Raw genomic sequence first — 16,491 nt, 5'->3', positions numbered from 1 at the left:
GTCGGGTCGGGGTCGTAGGGGCGCGGTGAGGAGAATCCCGTGGGGTCGCTACTGCCGGCGCGGTGGCGAGTCGACCAGTGCGCCGATGCGTTCGGCCGCCCGTCGGGCCTGCAGATGGAGCCGGCCCACGTTGGTGTCCGGGCTGGCCACGGCCGTCAGGACGGCGCGGCGGCCGGCCGAGTAGGCGGCGATGTAGCCACCGGTGCCGCGCGTCAGGGACTCCTCGAAAGCCCCCTGGCCGGTCGCCTCGGTGAGCCGCTTGGCGACCCCTATGGCCGCCGCGGTGAGCGCGGCCAGACCGTCCGGCTCGATGTCCGGAAGGTCGTGGGCGATGACCATGCCGTCCACGCTCGCCACCATTCCGCCCTGGAAATGCCTCACCTGATCCCGCAGTGTGAGGAGTTCGTCCCGTATCCGGGGTTCGATCGTCATCAGTCTCCTTTTCGCGGCCAGTCTTTTGATGGCGCGCCTCATGCCGTGCCCGGTCTTCGCGCGCAAGGGTTCACAGGTTCTCCTCCAGCGCCGTACGCAATCGGATCAGGAGGGCAATATCCGGATCGGCGGTATCGAGGATTTCCGGTACCGGTAGTTGCCAGGTCGGGGTGTCGCGCCCATGGGCGGGGCCCGGCGGGGGCCCGTCCAGGCAGGCCCCGGGCCGCCGCCGGGGGAGCGCGGCCGGCGACGGCACGCGCACGAGGCCGGCCGCGGCCAGACGGCGGATGTCCAGCAGCGTCACGAACGCGGACTGGCCCAGCGAACGGGCGAGTTCGTACGGGGTGTGCCGGCCGTCGGCCCGTTCCAGCAGCCGCCGCTGCCCGACCGTGGTGCGGGCCCGCCCGCTGGGGTGTACGGGAACGACCGGAGAGGTGTCGACCGCGGCCCAGGGCCGCAGCCGGTCCAGCAGCGCCCGGCGGCGGGCCGTCGCCTGCTGAAGGGCGGTGGCGCTGATCTGGCGCACGGCTCCGAGCCAGTGAGCGGCCCCGGGGGTGAAGGACGTGGCCTCGGGGGGCAGCGGCAGGGCGAAGAAGGCGGCGTCGAGGAGGGCCGCCAGATGGCAGATCTCCAGTTCTCCCTGCGTCAACCAGCCCTCGCTGACCAGGAACTGGCCGACGCGGTGCTGCGGCCCGGCGGTGTCGACGGCCTGCCCCCAGCCCTGCTCGGGCACCTTCCCGGCCGCGGTGAGCCGTACGTCGAGCCCGGGTGCGGCGGCGCCCTCGACGCAGGTGACCGCCCCGTCGAGGAGGTAGACCGAGCCGTGCGGGCCGCGCAGGACGCCGGTGACGCGCTGCGCGGCGAACCGGTCGAGCAGCCCGTCCGGGGCGGGTGGACGAGGAGGTATGGGCAGGCCCATGGCTGGTTCCCTAACCGTTCGTGCGAGGGGGCGGAGCAGCGGTGTCAGGACGGGACCAGCTCCGCCGCCAGGTCGCGCAGCCGCAGCCGGGCGACGGCGAGATTGGCTTGCGCACGGTCCAGCCAGAGGTAGAGATAGGTCTGGCTGTCGAAGGCGGTGTGCACGAAACGGATCAAGTGATAGCTGCCGGCGGCCGTGATGATCAGGTCCTCCAGGCCCGGACCGGACGCGCCGCCGGTGTCGAAGGTGGCGTTGCGCGCCACGGCCTGCACGACATCGGCGGTGTCGGCCGCGGCCGCGTCGTGGTCGCCGTGCGGGGCCTGTCCGGCGGTGCCGAGGGTCAGCCCGCTGGTCCAGTCGATCAGCCCGGCGCCCAGGACGCCCGGGATCCCCATTGCTTGGGACAGAACCTGATCGATACCCGGCACTTCGGCACTCCTTCGCGACGGCTGCGGACGGGGGCGGGGGCGGCGCGAAAACGCCGAAGCCCTCCCGTTGTGGCAGCGTGTGGGAGAGCCTTCACGGAAGGTTACTGAAGGTGCGCGTTGGGCACATGCCTCCTGGGCAGGTCTCCGGCAATTGACGTGTTCTCGCCCATCCACCGCCCTCCGGAGGCCATCGAGCCGGGCCTCGCCCCGCCGGGATCTGGCGACATGCGAGCGGGACGGCCTTGCGGAGGTGCGCATTGCGGCACGTCAACTGTCCGGTGTGCGGCGTCGGTTGGTGGGCCTGCGGGTGCGGTGCGCCGAGCCTGTCGCCTCGTTCCACCGTTCGCCGGCCTTGGCCGAAATGGTGCGGTTCCACCGCGATGTCCGGCCGTTCCTCCTGCGGGGTCCGCTCGGCCTCAAAACCTACGGCTTGGTAAAGAATTGGTGGTCAAACCTGTTCAGGAGGGGCGGTAAGACGACAGGATCCCTCCGTAGACCTGTGATCAACGCCGCCACAAGTGGCAACCGAGCAGGGGGAAACCACCACGTGAGAAGAAAAGCAGCGATCGGCGCCGCCGGCACCCTGGTGACCGGCGCGCTCCTCACCGGAGCGATAGCCGCCACGCCCGCCAGCGCCGGCGAGCACCCGAAGACCAAGACGGCCGAAGCGCGCGGTGTTGAGACCGCCGCCGCACGCGCGGCCAAGAAGGGCATCGACTGGCAGGACTGCCCCGCGGACTGGGGCCTGAAGTCGCCCGTCCAGTGCGGCTATGTCACCGTCCCGGTCGACTACGCCCGGCCCAACGGCCGCACCATCAAGATCGCCGTCGACCGGGCCGTCAGCACCGGCGGCAAGGAGGAGCGACAGGGCTCCCTCCTGTACAACCCCGGTGGGCCCGGTGGTTCGGGCATGAAGTTCCCGACCCGCATCACCACCAAGAACCCGCTGTGGGCCAAGACCGCGAAGGCGTACGACTTCGTCGGCTTCGACCCCCGGGGAGTGGGCCACTCCGCCGCCATCTCCTGCATGGACCCGCAGGAGTTCGTCAAGGCACCCAAGGCCGACCCGGTGCCCGACAGCGAGGCGGACAAGCGCGCCCAGCGCAAGCTCGCCAAGGAGTACGCGCAGGGCTGCGCCGAGCGCAGCGGCGACCTCCTGCCGTACATGACGACCGCGAACACCGCCCGCGACCTCGATGTGGTGCGTGCCGCGCTCGGCGAGAAGAAGCTCAACTACCTGGGCGTCTCCTACGGCACCTACCTCGGCGCCGTCTACGCGACGCTCTTCCCGGACCACGTCCGCCGGATGCTCGTCGACAGTGTCGTCGACCCGTCCCGCGAGAAGGTCTGGTACCAGGCGAACCTCGACCAGGACCTCGCCTTCGAGACCCGCTGGGGCGACTGGAAGAAGTGGGTCGCCAAGAACGACGCGGCCTACCACATCGGGGACACCCCCGAGAAGGTCCAGGCCGCCTGGGAGAAGCTGCGGGCGACCGCGAAGAAGAACCCCATCGGTGGTGTCGTCGGCCCCGCCGAGCTGACCGGCTTCTTCCAGAACGCGCCGTACTACGACTCGATGTGGACCTCGGTCGCCGAGGTCTGGAGCGCCTACCTCGCCGGTGACAGCAAGCCGCTGGTCGAGAACGCCGGTCCGAACCTGAAGGACACCGCCGGCAACATCGCCTCGGAGAACGGCAACGCCGTCTACACGGCCGTCGAGTGCACCGACACCAAGTGGCCCACCAGCTGGCGGAAGTGGGACCGGGACAACACCCGCATCCACCGGCAGGCACCGTTCATGACCTGGTCCAACGCCTGGATGAACCTGCCCTGCGCCACCTGGCCGGTCAAGCAGCAGCGCCCGGTGGAGGTCGCCACCGGCAAGGGCCTGCCGAGCGTGCTGATCGTGCAGAGCGAGCGGGACGCGGCCACGCCGTACGGTGGCGCCGTCGAGCTGCACAAGCGGTTCGCGGGCTCGCGTCTGATCACCGAGCAGGACGCCGGTTCGCACGGTGTCACCGGGCAGGTCAACCCCTGCATCAACGACCGGGTCGACGCCTACTTCCTGGAGGGCAAGACCGACGCCAAGGACGTGACGTGCGCCCCGCACGCCACGCCGAAGCCGGGCAAGGCGACGGCGAAGGCCGCCGCCAAGGGTGCGGCCGACCTTCCGGCCGCGCCGTAGTGGCGCAGCGATGACATGAAGGGGCGGCCGGGAATCCCTCCCGGCCGCCCCTTCTCATGCTCCTCGCGTTTGCCCGCTCGCCGCTCCCGGCGCGTCACCCCGTGAAGACCTCCGCGAAGGCGGCCCTGGTGGGGGAGTCCGCCCTGCGGTCCAGTACGGCGAACACCACCTGGTCGAACCACCCCGCGAAACGGCCGCTGTCGAGCAGCGCGGCGGCGAACGCCCGTGCCACATCGGCCGGTTCGTTCTGGAAGACCCCGCAGCCCCAGGCACCGAGCACCAGTCGGCGGTGCCCGCCGGCCGCCGCGACCTCCAGCACCCGCTCCGCCCGCGCCGTGAGCGCCGCCGGCACCCGCGCCGCCTCGTCCGGCCGCTGCCGTGCGATCACTCCCGCGTTGGGCGCCGCGGCCGTCAAGAACCCCGCCTCGTACGGCACTTCCAGCAGCGTGCCCCGGTCGTCGCGGAACACCGGCACACCGGGCGAGAGGATCACCCGGTCGCTGTAGAACGGACTGGGATCGGCCCGGTGCGCCGCATAGAACTCCGGCGCCTCGCGCACGCAGGCGTAGAGCGCCGACCCGCGGCACAGCGCCTCCTCCTGGGCCTGCGCACCGCTGAGATAGCCGCCTCCGGGATTGCGCGCCGAGGCGAAGTTCAGCACGGCCGGCGGGCCGCCGCCCGCCTCGGACAGCCGCCGGCCGGCGGTGAGACTGCCCTCCCCGGTCACCTCGAAGACCGTCGTGCGCGCCTCCGGAGACGGCCGCTCGACGGCGACCGGCTCGGGCCCGTACATCCGGGTCCCCGCCCGTGCCCGTTCGACCGCCGCCGCGATCTCCACCAGCCGTCCGCCCGGCGCGCGATACGCACCCGCCGCCACGATCCGCTCCGTCTCCTGCGCCATCCCGCGCAGCCGGGCGCTCATCGTCGGCACCCCCGTGTCCGATCACTCATGGTGATCAAGGTACGGGCCGGACGGGCCACCGCGCGAGCGAATTCCGGCGGGCACGCCGGCACCGGCACGCAGGCCCCGGGCGGCGAGGCTCACGTTCTGCCGCCCGGGGCCCATGACGCTCAGTCGGCCGCCACGGCGAACGGCCCGCCGGCACCGAAGGCCAGCTCGGCGAAGCGCTCACCGATACGGCGATGACCGGCCGCGTCCGGATGGACCCCGTCGGGCAGGGGCAGTTCGGCGAAGTCCGCCTCGCCGTAGAGCGAGCGGCCGTCGAGGTAGTGCAGATGGGGGTCGTCGGCCGCCCGCTGCGCGGTGATGCGCCGGAGCTCGTCGCGGATGACGTTCAGCGTCAGTCGGCCGGCGGCGCGCTCCGCCGGATCCCCAACGGCCCGGAACTGCAGCCTTCCGGCGCTGAAGTCCGGCATGAGCGGTCCCGGGGTGTCCTCCTGGACGGGGCACAGGACGGAGGAGACGACCAGCAGCGGTGTGCTCGGGTGGCCCTCGCGGAGGGTGTCGAGGAAGCCGTGGACCGCCGGGCCGAAGGCACGCAGCCGCATCACGTCGGCGTTCACCACATTGATGCCGATCTTGACGCTGATCAGGTCGGCGGGGGTGTCCCGCATGGCACGTGCGGTGAACGGGTCGAGCAGCGCATTGCCGCCGAACCCCAGGTTGATCAGCTCCACGCCCGCCCGGGCGGCGACCAGCGCCGGCCAGGTCTCCGTCGGGCATTCGGCGTTGGAGCCGTGGCTGAGCGAACTGCCGTGGTGCAGCCACACCCTGCGGCCGTGGTCCGGCGCGGCCTCGACCGGAGCGTCCGTGCGCAGGGCGATCAGCTCGGTGATCTCGTTGTGCGGCAGCCAGATCTCGACGTCCTTCACCCCCGCCGGCAACGCGTCGAACCGGACGGTGCCCGCCGGGCCGGGCCGGGTGACCACGGACTGGGTGGCCATGTCGACGGTCTGCACCTTGCCGCCGGACGCGGTGGCCCGGCCGGTGAGACGGCCGTCGACGAGCAGGTCGTACCTACCGTCGGGCAGCGGCGGAACGCCCTCGTAGACCCGCTTGGTGGGCAGCGTCTCCAGCTCGACGACGGTGGCCCCGGTCCGGAAGACCAGCCGCACCCCGGCGGGCTTGGCCTCGGTCATCGCCAAGTTCTCGTCGGGGAACTGCTTCCGGGCCCAGGCGGGCAGCCGGTGCGGCAGCAGACCATGCGCGGTGCGTTCCACATCGAGGGCGCCGCGCAGCATGCGCGGTTCGACGGGCGTGGTGATCCAGTTCGTCACGCCGCCCTCCTCGCAAGGCCGGGGACGTCGTTGAGCTCGCAGTACATGACCCCAGCCTGCCAACCGGAGGCCCTCTCGGCATCCGAGTTTCCGCCCCGCGGGGCCGCCGCCCGGGCCGCCCCGTGGTCCGGCCCGTGGTCCGGCCGCCTACCCCGCCTGCCCGCCGCCGTGCCCGCGCCGCCCGTGGGCGCGGGCCTGCGCCTGGGCCTCCGCCTTGGCCTCGCCCGCGTACTTGTCCACGTACTCCTGACCGGACAGCGTGAGGATCGCGTACATGATCTCGTCGGTGACGGCACGCAGCGCGATGCGTTCGTCGGCCATCCCCGCGTACCGCGAGAAGTCCAGCGGCGCGCCGAAACGGATGGTGATCCGCACGGCCCGCGGCAGCCGCCGACCGGTCGGCTGCGCCTCGAACGTGCCGATCATCGCGCACGGCACCACCGGCACCCCCGCCCGGATGGCCATCGAGGCGACCCCGGTACGCCCCTTGTAGAGCCGGCCGTCGTGCGAGCGGGTGCCCTCCGGGTAGATCCCCAGCAGGCGGCCCTTGCGCAGGACGGCGAGCCCCGAGGAGATCGCCGCCTGAGAGGCGCGGCCGCCGGAGCGGTCCACCGGGATCTGCCCGACGCCGCGGAAGAACGCCGCGGTCAACCGCCCCTTGAGACCCGGCCCGGTGAAGTACTCGGCCTTGGCCAGGAACGTCACCCGGCGCGGCACGATCGCCGGCATCACGAAGTGGTCCGCGAACGAGAGGTGGTTGCCCGCGATGATCGCCGCGCCCTCCTCCGGGACGTGCTCCAGCCCCTCGATCCGCGGCCGGAACACCAGCCGCAGTAACGGCCCCAGCAGGAAGTACTTCAGCAGCTGATAGAACACGGGGCGGCTCCCTCTCCCGTCGGATCGTCTCGCCGGCTGCGTCTTTCCAGGTCACGAGGGCTCCCGGATGGGAGGTGAGTGTATGGGCAACCGCCGTCGGTGGTAACACCCCCGGCCCGGATCACGCCGTCCGGTGGCTACCGGGGCCGGCCGGACCGCCGCCGTCGCTTTGGCATCCGCGGACAACTTTCCCCCCGCCCTGAGCGAGGCCGGCCCGGCGCGCCGTACTGCCCGGCAACCGAGCCTGAACCCCAGGTTCCAGGCCGAAGGCAGGAGTCATACATGTCCCGAAAGAGAAGAGTGACGCGTCGTCAGAAGATCGTCGTCGGGGTCAGCGCCGCGGCGCTGGTCGGCGGCATCGCCATCGCGACGACGGGCACCAGCCAGGCATCGGTGGCGTGCGACGGACTGGCCACCGCGCTGAGCAACAACCAGAAGTTCATCGCCGATCAGCAGGCCCGCCCCGACGCCCAGTCGGCGGCGCGGATCGCCAACCGGCAGGCCGTGATCAAGGAGATCCAGGCCAAGCAGAAAGCCGCCGGCTGCGGCGCGGGAGCGGACGGGGGTGCTGCCGCGGGCGCTCCACCCCAGGCCCAGCAGCCGCCCGCCGCCAGCACGCCACCCGCCGCCGAGGAGCCGCCGGGCTCGGCGGAGCCGCCCGCGTCCGACGACCCGTCCGCCTCCGCCGCCCCGCCCGCCGCGGACGGCGATGTGGTCTGCCCCGGCTCGACGGTGACGCTCTCCGGCGAGGGCGGCGCACCGGCGGCCTCCAGCGACCAGTTCCCCGCCGGGACCAAGCTGAAGGTGACCAACCTGGACAACGACAAGTCGACGACCGTGTCCGTGACCTCGACGTCGGGCAGCTGCGTACTGCTCAACAACGCGGCGTTCGAGCAGGTACGCGAGGAGGGCAAGTTCCTGATCCGACGCGCCCGGATCGAGCGCGTCGGGTAGCCCCGGTCCGGTGACCGGTGGCGGAGCCGCCTCCTCCGCCGCCGGTCACCTTAGGGCGCGGCCCGTACGGGCGACCTCGCGGCGTGGCCGCTTGTGCGCCGGAGCCGGGCGAGGTGGCCTGAACCCACCGAGGGTTCCGAGGAGACACCGATGCCCGTGCGCCGCCGACACACCTCCGCCCGTGCCGCCCTGCCCGCCGCCGTCCTCGCCACCGTGTCCGCGGCGCTGGCCGGCACCTTCCTGCCCACCCCGGCGGACGCCGTCGAGCCGCCGCCACCCGCGGCTGCCGAGCCGAAGCCGCCCGCCGCCGTCGCGCCGAAGCCGGCCGCAGCCGATCAGGGCCTGCTGCTGACCGTGTCCGGGGACGGCAACACCTGGATCCGCGGGGTGCGGCTCGGCTGCCCGGACACCTACGGCAGACATCCGCACGCCCTGGCCGCGTGCAACGCGCTGACCTGGGCGCGCGGGGACTTCGACGCGCTGCCCGGCGAGCCGCACGGCTGCACCAAGCAGTTCGCCCCGGTCACGGTCAGCGCGCGGGGCACCTTCCGGGGCGCCGCGGTGGACTGGCACCAGGAGTTCGACAACCTCTGCACGATGGACTCCGCCACCGGGCCCGTCTTCCGCTTCTGAGGGCTCCAAGGCTCCAAGGGGTCCCCGTGCCTTGAAGGCTTCCGAGGGTGTCAGGGCCCCGGAGACGCCGCGCGGCCGTACGCGTCCGCGCGCTCAGACCGGCCGTGCCGCCACGACCCCGATCGTCACCAGCGCCAGCACCACCCAAGAGAACCAGAGCCAGCCATTGGCGCCCAGCGCCACGGTGTAGGCGCTGGCCACCACCAGCCCGCCCACCGTCAGCACGGCCATCGTCCTGGCAGATCCGGGCATACCCGCAACCTCCTCATGGCGGCCCCGGATGACGCGCTCGCTTCGTCCGCTCACACGCCACGGGCCGCGGCCATGGGACCATCGTCCCCGGCCGCGGCCCGTGGCGCCAGATGGGCGACCCGCCCGCCCGTCGCCCGACCTCCACCCCCAGAAGACGGCGCTACGCGCCGACCCGCCGTTAGCGCCCCCGCGCGTTGAGCGAGGCGAGGTAGGCGTTGTAGTCGGCCAGATCCTTGTCGCCGTTGCGCTCGGCGGCCCGGTCCGCGCGCTGCGACTGGCGCGCCTCGGACTTGTACCACTGGTAGACCAGGGCGATCAGCACCACGACGGACGGGATCTCGCTGAAGGCCCAGGCGATTCCGCCGGCGGCCTGCTGGTCGGCCAGCGCTTCGATCCCCAGCGAGGCCGGCGGGTGGAGGAACGTGTCGACCATCGGCTCCGACGCCATCATCAGCGCGATACCGAAGAACGCGTGGAACGGCATGCCCGCGAACAGCTCCAGCATCCGCATCACATAGCCGGGCCGGTGCGGCCCCGGGTCGACGCCCATGATCGGCCAGAAGAAGACCAGGCCGACCGCGAGGAAGTGCACCATCATCCCGATGTGCCCGGCCCTGGATTCCATCAGGAAGTCGAACAGCGGCGAGAAGTACAGCGCGTAGAGGCTCGCGATGAACAGCGGGATGGTGAACGCGGGGTGCGTGATGATCCGCATGTAGCGGCTGTGCAGCAGGCCCACCAGCAGTTCGCGCGGGCCCTTGCGGCCGCGCCCGGCCGCCGGCAGCGCGCGCAGCGCCAGCGTCACCGGCGCGCCGAGGAGCAGCAGGATCGGCGAGAGCATGCTGACGATCATGTGCTGGACCATGTGCACGCTGAACATCGCCATGCCGTAGTCGTTCAGCTTGGTGCACATCGACAGCGCCACGGTCAGCACCCCCAGCACCCAGCCGACGATCCGGCCGGTCGGCCAGGCGTCACCGCGCCGCCGCAGCCGGACCACCGCCCAGCCGTACAGCCCGAGCGCCAGCAGGCAGCCGACCAGAAAGAACGGATCACCACCGAACTCCAGGCCCCGCCCCAGCGTGAACGGCGGCAGATCCATGTTCATGCCGTCCATGCCGTGCCCGCTGTGATCCATCCGCTCGCTCCTGATTCGTACCAATGCTCCGGCGACAACACTAGACGGGTGAGTCCGGAGTCCCGCCTGCGGGGAGGCGTCGGGCACGCACCTGCCTCCCCGCCCGCCCTCTGGGCGGACGCCGGGACTCCGGACTCACCCGTCCAGAACCGCCCCCGGCCGTCACAGCGGCCGGGGGCGGTTCGCGCGTCGTAGGGCTAGGGCCTGTCCGATGGGTCGGGGTCGGAAAGGCCGCGGCGTCTGGTGCGGTGCATCGCAAGGCGCCGGAGCGTCTCGATAGCGGAGCTATCGGGATGATTCGGCAACGCCGCGAGGTGCCGTGCCAGGCGTCGCGGGCCCGGCCAGGCCCCATCGGACAGGCCCTAGGGCGGCGTCACAGCACGCATTCCGCCTCGTCGTAGCGCTCGGCGGGCACGGTCTTGAGGGTCTCCACGGCCTCGGCCAGCGGCACCAGCGTGATGTCCGTACCGCGCAGCGCGGTCATCATCCCGAAGTCGCCCCGGTGCGCGGCCTCGACGGCGTGCCAGCCGAAGCGGGTGGCGAGGACCCGGTCGTACGCGGTCGGGGTGCCGCCGCGCTGGACATGGCCCAGGATCACCGGGCGGGCCTCCTTGCCGAGGCGGTTCTCCAGCTCGACGGAGAGCTGGCGGGCGACGCCGGCGAACCGCTCGTGCCCGTAGACGTCCTTGCCGCCGACGTCGAAGGACATCGTGCCCTCGCGCGGCTTGGCGCCCTCGGCGACCACCACGATGGCGAACTTCTTGCCGGCCTCGAACCGCGCGGAGACCCGCTCCGTCAGCTCCTCGATGTCGAAGGGCCGCTCCGGCACCACGATCGCGTGCGCACCGGCCGCCATGCCCGAGTGCAGTGCGATCCAGCCGGTGTGCCGCCCCATCACCTCGACGATCATCACCCGCTGGTGCGATTCGGCGGTGGTCTTCAGCCGGTCCAGCGCCTCGGTGGCGACGCCCACCGCGGTGTCGAAGCCGAACGTCACGTCCGTGACCGCGATGTCGTTGTCGATGGTCTTCGGTACGCCGACGATCGGCAGCCCGGCGTCCGACAGCAGCCGCGCCGCCTTGAGCGTGCCCTCGCCGCCGATCGGGATGATCGCGTCCAGGCCCAGCTCCGCGACGTGGCCGCGGGCCCGCTCGACGCCGTCCCGGAGGTGGGCGGGCTGCACCCGCGACGACCCCAGGATGGTGCCGCCGCGCGCCAGGATGCCGCCGACGGCGTCGAGGTCGAGCTTGCGGTAGTCGGCCTCCAGCAGGCCCTTCCAGCCGTCGCGGAAGCCGATCACCTCATCGCCGTGATCGGCGGTGGCGCGGTGGACGACGGAGCGGATGACGGCGTTGAGTCCGGGGCAGTCGCCGCCGGAGGTGAGTACACCAATGCGCATTGCTCGAAAAACCTCTGCAACTCAACCGGGGGCCCGGACCCCGTCGTCCGGTTGGATTCCGCTCACCCTACAAGCGCGAAGGCCGCGGGTACACGTACGCCCGCAGTGCGGGACTGCGGGCGTACGAAAAGGGGTGAAACGGATTAAGCGGGCTGGGTCGCCGCGGCGATCCGCTCCTGGCGCAGCGCCTCGTACCAGCGGTCGTCCACCGGGGGCAGCGCGTTGACGTCCAGCGCCAGCTTGATCAGCAGATCGGCGATGTGCGGGTTGCGGGCCATCACCGGACCGTGCATGTACGTACCGAAGACGGTGTCGTTGTACGCGCCCTCATAGCCGTCGCCGACGCCGTTGCCCTTGCCGAACCGCACCTTGGCGAACGGCCGGGCGGTCTTGCCCAGGTGCGTGACGCCCTGGTGGTTCTCGAAGCCGGTCAGCGGCGGCAGCCCCAACTTCGGGTCGATGTCGGCGAGTACGTCGCCGACGCAGCGCTCGCCCTCGCCGCGGGTGCTGACCACGTCCAGCAGCCCCAGGCCCTGCTGCCGCTCGCCCAGGTCGTTGATGAACTCGTGGCCCAGGATCTGGTAGCCGGCACACACCGAGAAGACGATCGCGCCGTTGGAGACCGCGCGGGACAGCCCGCCGTCGCGGATCAGCCGCTCGGAGGCCAGCCGCTGCGGCCGGTCCTCCCCGCCGCCGATCAGGTAGATGTCACCGGAGGTCGGAATCTGCTGGTCGGACCGTACGTCCAGCCGCTGGACGTCCAGACCGCGCTGGCGCGCCCGCCGCTCCACCACCAGGGCGTTTCCCTGGTCGCCGTACGTGCTCAGCAGGTCCGGGTAGACCCACACCAGGCGCAGGCTGTTGTCACTCATTCTCGCTCGTCCTTGTCCGCGCATCGCGCTCAGTTGCCCACGCGACGGCGCAGGTCCTGGAAGGCCGTGTAGTTGGCGATGACCTCGATCCGGCCGGGCGGCGCCATCCGCACCGCCTCGTCGACGCTCTCGCACACCTGGAAGTCGAGCCCCGCGACCTCCAGCCGCACCGCCAGGTCCAGCTTGCGGTCGCCGATCACGAAGAGCGGGTGTCCGGCCAGCCGGGTGTAGTCGACGTCCCACAGCCAGGAGGTGTCCGTACCGTCCGCGCCGCGCGCGTTCACCGACATGATCACCGGGGTCGGCGGCGGGTCGATCAGCGAGAACGTCTCCAGCCAGCCGGCCGGGTTCTTCGCCAGCAGCAGCCGCAGCTCGCGCTCCATGAACGTGACCACGTCATAGCGGCCGGCCACCGCCTGCACCGAGAACATCCGCTCCAGGGCCACCTGCGGCGGCACCCCGAAGGCGGCGGCGACCGCGGCGGAAGTGGTGGCGTTCGCCTTGTTGGCGCGGCCGGGCAGCTGCAGCTTGATCGGCCAGGCGCTGCCGTGCGGGTCCAGGACGTGATCGCCGGACAGCGCCCAGCTGGGCATCGGGCGGCGGAAGCCGCACTCGCCGCAGAACCAGTCGTCGCCGGGGCGCTGCATCACGCCACCGCACGACGGGCAGGACCAGGCGTCGTCCTTCCACTCCTGGCCGGCCGCGACCCACACCACGTTCGCGGACGACGAGGCCGCCCAGACGATCAGCGGGTCGTCCGCGTTGGCGATGATCAGCGCCTTGGAGTCGGCCAGGCCCTCGCGCCAGCGCTCCGCCAGCATCCGGGTCTCGGCGGCGCGGTCGAGCTGGTCGCGCGAGAGGTTCAGCAGCGCTATGGCCTTCGGCGTCACATCCCGCGCCACTCCGGCCAGGTACTTCTCGTCGACCTCGATCACGCCGTACTTCGCGTCCGAGCCGCCGGCCAGCGCGGACGTGATGCCCGCCGGCATGTTGGCGCCGAGCGCGTTGGAGACCACCGGGCCGCTGGCCCGCAGCGCCTCGGCGATCAGCCGCGTCGTGGTCGTCTTGCCGTTCGTCGCCGACACCAGGATGACGTCGAGGTGCCGGGCCAGCCGCGCGAGCAGGTCGGGGTCGAGTTTGAGCGCCACCCGGCCACCGATCACCGATCCGCTGCCGCGGCCCGCCGCGCGCGATACCGCCGCCGCGGCCTTGCCTGCCGTCACGGCCAGCTTGGCCCGCGGCGACAGCGGCTCCGTGTTGCCTGCCATCGTCCTAGATCCTCCTTGCATCCGGCGCCCCCCTGCGGTGTGGCTGCCGGTGGAACGCCTCCTCCGCCGCCGATGACCGGCCGGAGGCTTCGGTCGGGGATCAGCCTATCGAGATCCGGCCGCGGGCCCGAACCCCGCCACCCGTGCAACGTCATCCGGCATTCACGGACCGTACTCTTGGCCCCATGCGTTCCCGCACCATTCCCGGTAGTTCCGGCCGCCTTCGCCCGATGCGCCTGCTCGGCGATCCGGTCCTGACCGATACCTGTCAGGATGCCACCGTCTTCGACGGCGAGCTGGCCCGGCTGGTCGAGGACATGTTCGCGACGATGTACGCCGCCGAAGGCGTCGGCCTCGCCGCCAACCAGATCGGCGTCCCGCTGCGGGTGTTCGTCTACGACTGCCCCGACGACGAGGACGTCCGCCATCTGGGACATCTCGTCAACCCCCGGCTCGTCGAGGTCGACGGACCGGTCGTCCGCGGGCCGGAGGGCTGCCTCTCGCTCCCCGGGATCGAGGCCGCCACCCCGCGTCACGACCGCGCTGTGGTGACCGGTTTCACCGTCACCGGCGAGCCGAGGACGGTGACCGGCACCGGATACTTCGCCCGCTGCCTCCAGCACGAGTGCGACCACCTCGACGGCCGGCTGTACGTCGACCGGCTCACCGGCCTGCGCCGCCGCCGGGTGCTGCGCACGGCCGCCAGATCACCCTGGGCGGGGCAGGCCGCGCCCGTGGAGGCGACGGCCGCCCGCTGAGGCGACGGGCCCGCTGGACGGCGGGCCCGGTTGTCGCGGCGGCTGCTGCGATGCGGCTTCCGCGTCGCCGCTCCGGCTCAGAAGCCGGGGCCGCCCGCGAGATCTTCCACCATGGCCAGCTGCCCCCACAGCAGATCGGTCAGCTGCTGGACCAACTGCTCGCGGGAGCAGGGGCGTTCGCGCAGCCACCAGTCGCCGGCGCCGTGCATCATGCCGACGATGCCGTGCCCCCACACCCGGGCCCGCAGCTCGCCGCCCGGACCCAGGTCGAGCCGGTCGGTGATGACCTTGGCCAACTCCTCGCCGAGCCGGCGCAGCAGCGGAGCGGAGTGCCGCCCCACGTCGAAACCGGACTCCGGGGAGTTCTCCTCGTCCGAGGGGTGCATCAGGAAGCGGTACACCTGCGGGCGGGTCTCGATCGCGAGCAGATAGGCGTCGAGGGTGGCCTCGACCCGGTCCCGGCGCAGGACCGGCGCGTCCAGGGCGGTGCGCAGATTGTCCAGCAGGGCGTCGGTGTGCCGTACGGCCAGCGCGCGGTACAGCCCGCCCTTGTCGCCGAAGTGCCGGTAGAGGATCGGCTTGGTGATGCCGGCCTCGGCGGCGATGGCGTTCATCGAGGCGTCCGGGCCGTCGCGCAGCACGATGCGCTCGGCGGCCTCCAGCAGCTCCCGCCGCCTGCGCTCGGTCGCCGAATGACGGCCGTCGCTGTGCTCTGTGCTCTCCATGGTCGTGCTCCCCACCCGTTGTGAATCTGTGGCGCTCGCGCAACGTAACACCCGTGCTCCACCGTGAATTCGTCACCGGGGGAGTTGACAGTGCCTACTGGCGAGTAACACACTACGGGTTACCGCTAGTAACATCGTACTGCCTGCAGCGCTGGAGGGGACATGGCCGAGTTCATCATGGAGCTCAACGACGAGCAGAGGGAAGTCCGTGACTGGATTCACGGCTTCGCCGCCGATGTCATGCGCCCCGCCGCCGCGGAGTGGGACGAGCGCGAGGAGACGCCCTGGCCGGTCATCCAGGAGGCCGCCAAGATCGGAATCTACTCGCTGGACTTCTACGCGCAGCAGTACTTCGACCCGACCGGCCTCGGCATCCCCATGGCCATGGAGGAGCTCTTCTGGGGCGACGCGGGCATCGCGCTGTCCATCGTCGGCACCGGCCTCGCCGCGGTCGGCGTGCTCGCCAACGGCACCGAGGAGCAGATCGGCACCTGGGTGCCGCAGATGTACGGCGACGCCGACGACGTGAAGGTCGCCGCCTTCTGCTCCTCCGAGCCCGACGCCGGCTCGGACGTCGCCTCGATGCGCACCCGTGCGGTGTACGACGAGGCCAAGGACGAGTGGGTCATCAACGGCACCAAGACCTGGGCCACCAACGGCGGCATCGCCAACGTCCACGTCGTGGTCGCCTCCGTCGACCCGGAACTCGGCTCCAAGGGCCACGCCTCCTTCATCGTCCCGCCGAACACCCCCGGCCTCTCCCAGGGCCAGAAGTTCCAGAAGCACGGCATCCGCGCCTCGCACACCGCCGAGGTCGTCCTGGAGGACGTGCGGATCCCCGGCAGCTGCCTGCTCGGCGGCAAGGAGAAGCTGGACGAGCGGCTGGCCCGCGCCCGCGAGCGCGCCAAGGCGGGCGGCGGCGAGCGTGTGAAGAACGCCGCGATGGCCACCTTCGAGGCATCCCGCCCGGCGGTCGGCGCGATGGCCGTCGGCACGGCCCGCGCCGCGTACGAGGAGGCCCTGGAGTACGCCAGGACCCGCGAGCAGTTCGGCCGCCCGATCATCGACAACCAGGGCGTCGCCTTCCAGCTCGCCGATATGCGCACCTCCATCGACGCGGCCCGACTGCTGGTCTGGCGCGCCTCCTGGATGGCCGTCAACGGAAAGCCGTTCACCGCCGCGGAGGGCTCCCAGTCCAAGCTCTTCGCCAGCGAGACCGCCAAGAAGGTCACCGCCCAGGCCATCCAGATCCTCGGCGGCAACGGCTTCACCCGCGAATACCCGGTCGAGCGCATGCACCGCGACGCAGCCATCTACACCATCTTCGAAGGCACCAGCGAGATCCAGCGCCTGGTGATCGCCCGAACCCTTTCGGGCATGCCGATTCGCTGACTTCAACTTCCTGCAAGCGTCA

At 71.7% G+C, this 16,491-nt stretch carries 17 protein-coding genes; 5 read left to right on the top strand and 12 right to left on the bottom strand.

The annotated features are described in order from the left end of the window. Positions 1–48 precede the first annotated feature (48 nt). The 3 genes from ACZ4NB_RS35080 to ACZ4NB_RS35070 form a co-directional block, all read right to left on the bottom strand. Positions 49–432: a roadblock/LC7 domain-containing protein gene (locus ACZ4NB_RS35080; protein ID WP_467667091.1), complete on the bottom strand. Its 384-nt coding sequence runs from the start codon at positions 430–432 to the stop codon at positions 49–51. Between the two features lie 70 nt (positions 433–502). After that, a complete protein-coding gene (locus tag ACZ4NB_RS35075) occupies positions 503–1,351 on the bottom strand; it encodes a hypothetical protein (protein ID WP_467667090.1) in 849 nt (282 codons plus the stop codon). 44 nt (positions 1,352–1,395) lie between these two features. Further along, entirely contained in the window at positions 1,396–1,779 is a 384-nt protein-coding gene (locus ACZ4NB_RS35070; RefSeq protein WP_467667089.1) for a hypothetical protein, read from the bottom strand. A gap of 547 nt (positions 1,780–2,326) precedes the next feature. Here ACZ4NB_RS35070 and ACZ4NB_RS35065 point away from each other — a divergent pair. Beyond that, the gene (locus ACZ4NB_RS35065; protein WP_467667088.1) at positions 2,327–3,964 is read left to right on the top strand and encodes an alpha/beta hydrolase; all 1,638 of its coding nucleotides are present in this window, start codon (positions 2,327–2,329) and stop codon (positions 3,962–3,964) included. Between the two features lie 94 nt (positions 3,965–4,058). Here ACZ4NB_RS35065 and ACZ4NB_RS35060 read toward each other — a convergent pair whose 3' ends face one another. The 3 genes from ACZ4NB_RS35060 to ACZ4NB_RS35050 all read right to left on the bottom strand — a co-directional run bounded on the left by ACZ4NB_RS35060 (position 4,059) and on the right by ACZ4NB_RS35050 (position 7,078). After that, positions 4,059–4,886, bottom strand: coding sequence for a TIGR02452 family protein (locus tag ACZ4NB_RS35060; RefSeq protein ID WP_467667087.1), 828 nt, complete (start codon positions 4,884–4,886; stop codon positions 4,059–4,061). A gap of 149 nt (positions 4,887–5,035) precedes the next feature. Next, entirely contained in the window at positions 5,036–6,166 is a 1,131-nt protein-coding gene (locus ACZ4NB_RS35055; RefSeq protein WP_467667106.1) for a GDSL-type esterase/lipase family protein, read from the bottom strand. 183 nt (positions 6,167–6,349) lie between these two features. Beyond that, positions 6,350–7,078 (bottom strand): lysophospholipid acyltransferase family protein, encoded by a 729-nt coding sequence (locus ACZ4NB_RS35050; protein WP_467667086.1) that lies wholly within the window; start codon positions 7,076–7,078, stop codon positions 6,350–6,352. A gap of 282 nt (positions 7,079–7,360) precedes the next feature. Between ACZ4NB_RS35050 and ACZ4NB_RS35045 the strand changes: the two genes are divergently transcribed. Beyond that, positions 7,361–8,032 carry a hypothetical protein gene (locus ACZ4NB_RS35045; RefSeq protein WP_467667085.1) on the top strand — a complete coding sequence of 224 codons (672 nt, stop codon included), beginning with the start codon at positions 7,361–7,363 and terminating at the stop codon, positions 8,030–8,032. Positions 8,033–8,182: 150 nt separating this feature from the next. Next, positions 8,183–8,665: an SSI family serine proteinase inhibitor gene (locus ACZ4NB_RS35040; protein ID WP_467667084.1), complete on the top strand. Its 483-nt coding sequence runs from the start codon at positions 8,183–8,185 to the stop codon at positions 8,663–8,665. A 93-nt stretch (positions 8,666–8,758) separates the two neighbouring features. On the opposite strand, the gene ACZ4NB_RS35035 is transcribed toward ACZ4NB_RS35040, so the two are convergent. From ACZ4NB_RS35035 to ACZ4NB_RS35015, 5 genes are all read right to left on the bottom strand, one after another. Then, entirely contained in the window at positions 8,759–8,917 is a 159-nt protein-coding gene (locus ACZ4NB_RS35035) for a hypothetical protein (RefSeq protein WP_467667083.1), read from the bottom strand. A 178-nt stretch (positions 8,918–9,095) separates the two neighbouring features. Continuing rightward, positions 9,096–10,055, bottom strand: coding sequence for a cytochrome c oxidase assembly protein (locus ACZ4NB_RS35030; RefSeq protein WP_467667082.1), 960 nt, complete (start codon positions 10,053–10,055; stop codon positions 9,096–9,098). 373 nt (positions 10,056–10,428) lie between these two features. Continuing rightward, entirely contained in the window at positions 10,429–11,454 is a 1,026-nt protein-coding gene (locus ACZ4NB_RS35025; protein WP_467667081.1) for a 6-phosphofructokinase, read from the bottom strand. A gap of 143 nt (positions 11,455–11,597) precedes the next feature. After that, positions 11,598–12,326, bottom strand: a complete 729-nt coding sequence (locus tag ACZ4NB_RS35020) for a type 1 glutamine amidotransferase (RefSeq protein ID WP_384434810.1) — start codon at positions 12,324–12,326, stop codon at positions 11,598–11,600. 29 nt (positions 12,327–12,355) lie between these two features. Then, positions 12,356–13,594 carry a Mur ligase family protein gene (locus ACZ4NB_RS35015; RefSeq protein ID WP_393500810.1) on the bottom strand — a complete coding sequence of 413 codons (1,239 nt, stop codon included), beginning with the start codon at positions 13,592–13,594 and terminating at the stop codon, positions 12,356–12,358. A gap of 185 nt (positions 13,595–13,779) precedes the next feature. On the opposite strand from ACZ4NB_RS35015, the gene def reads away from it, so the two are divergent. Beyond that, the gene (gene def, locus ACZ4NB_RS35010; protein WP_467667080.1) at positions 13,780–14,352 is read left to right on the top strand and encodes a peptide deformylase; all 573 of its coding nucleotides are present in this window, start codon (positions 13,780–13,782) and stop codon (positions 14,350–14,352) included. Between the two features lie 77 nt (positions 14,353–14,429). Here def and ACZ4NB_RS35005 read toward each other — a convergent pair whose 3' ends face one another. Then, positions 14,430–15,077, bottom strand: coding sequence for a TetR/AcrR family transcriptional regulator (locus tag ACZ4NB_RS35005; protein ID WP_467667079.1), 648 nt, complete (start codon positions 15,075–15,077; stop codon positions 14,430–14,432). Positions 15,078–15,239: 162 nt separating this feature from the next. Here ACZ4NB_RS35005 and ACZ4NB_RS35000 point away from each other — a divergent pair, with 162 nt between their 5' ends. Next, positions 15,240–16,469 carry an acyl-CoA dehydrogenase family protein gene (locus ACZ4NB_RS35000; protein ID WP_467667078.1) on the top strand — a complete coding sequence of 410 codons (1,230 nt, stop codon included), beginning with the start codon at positions 15,240–15,242 and terminating at the stop codon, positions 16,467–16,469. The last annotated feature ends 22 nt before the right edge of the window (positions 16,470–16,491 follow it).

The sequence above is a fragment of the Streptomyces sp. NPDC026575 genome (assembly GCF_055567415.1).
The sequence above is the reverse complement of the archived record's forward strand: the minus strand, read 5'-3'. Positions and strand labels throughout refer to the sequence as shown.

What these genes read in the sequence shown, in the direction of transcription:
- ACZ4NB_RS35080 (WP_467667091.1), bottom strand. Translation starts at nt 432, where the DNA reads ATGACGATCGAACCCCGGATACGGGACGAACTCCTCACACTGCGGGAT.
- ACZ4NB_RS35075 (WP_467667090.1), bottom strand. Translation starts at nt 1,351, where the DNA reads ATGGGCCTGCCCATACCTCCTCGTCCACCCGCCCCGGACGGGCTGCTC.
- ACZ4NB_RS35060 (WP_467667087.1), bottom strand. Translation starts at nt 4,886, where the DNA reads ATGAGCGCCCGGCTGCGCGGGATGGCGCAGGAGACGGAGCGGATCGTG.
- ACZ4NB_RS35055 (WP_467667106.1), bottom strand. Translation starts at nt 6,166, where the DNA reads ATGCTGCGCGGCGCCCTCGATGTGGAACGCACCGCGCATGGTCTGCTG.
- ACZ4NB_RS35045 (WP_467667085.1), top strand. Translation starts at nt 7,361, where the DNA reads ATGTCCCGAAAGAGAAGAGTGACGCGTCGTCAGAAGATCGTCGTCGGG.
- ACZ4NB_RS35040 (WP_467667084.1), top strand. Translation starts at nt 8,183, where the DNA reads ATGCCCGTGCGCCGCCGACACACCTCCGCCCGTGCCGCCCTGCCCGCC.
- ACZ4NB_RS35035 (WP_467667083.1), bottom strand. Translation starts at nt 8,917, where the DNA reads ATGCCCGGATCTGCCAGGACGATGGCCGTGCTGACGGTGGGCGGGCTG.
- ACZ4NB_RS35030 (WP_467667082.1), bottom strand. Translation starts at nt 10,055, where the DNA reads ATGGATCACAGCGGGCACGGCATGGACGGCATGAACATGGATCTGCCG.
- ACZ4NB_RS35025 (WP_467667081.1), bottom strand. Translation starts at nt 11,454, where the DNA reads ATGCGCATTGGTGTACTCACCTCCGGCGGCGACTGCCCCGGACTCAAC.
- ACZ4NB_RS35020 (WP_384434810.1), bottom strand. Translation starts at nt 12,326, where the DNA reads ATGAGTGACAACAGCCTGCGCCTGGTGTGGGTCTACCCGGACCTGCTG.
- ACZ4NB_RS35015 (WP_393500810.1), bottom strand. Translation starts at nt 13,594, where the DNA reads ATGGCAGGCAACACGGAGCCGCTGTCGCCGCGGGCCAAGCTGGCCGTG.
- def (WP_467667080.1), top strand. Translation starts at nt 13,780, where the DNA reads ATGCGTTCCCGCACCATTCCCGGTAGTTCCGGCCGCCTTCGCCCGATG.
- ACZ4NB_RS35005 (WP_467667079.1), bottom strand. Translation starts at nt 15,077, where the DNA reads ATGGAGAGCACAGAGCACAGCGACGGCCGTCATTCGGCGACCGAGCGC.
- ACZ4NB_RS35000 (WP_467667078.1), top strand. Translation starts at nt 15,240, where the DNA reads ATGGCCGAGTTCATCATGGAGCTCAACGACGAGCAGAGGGAAGTCCGT.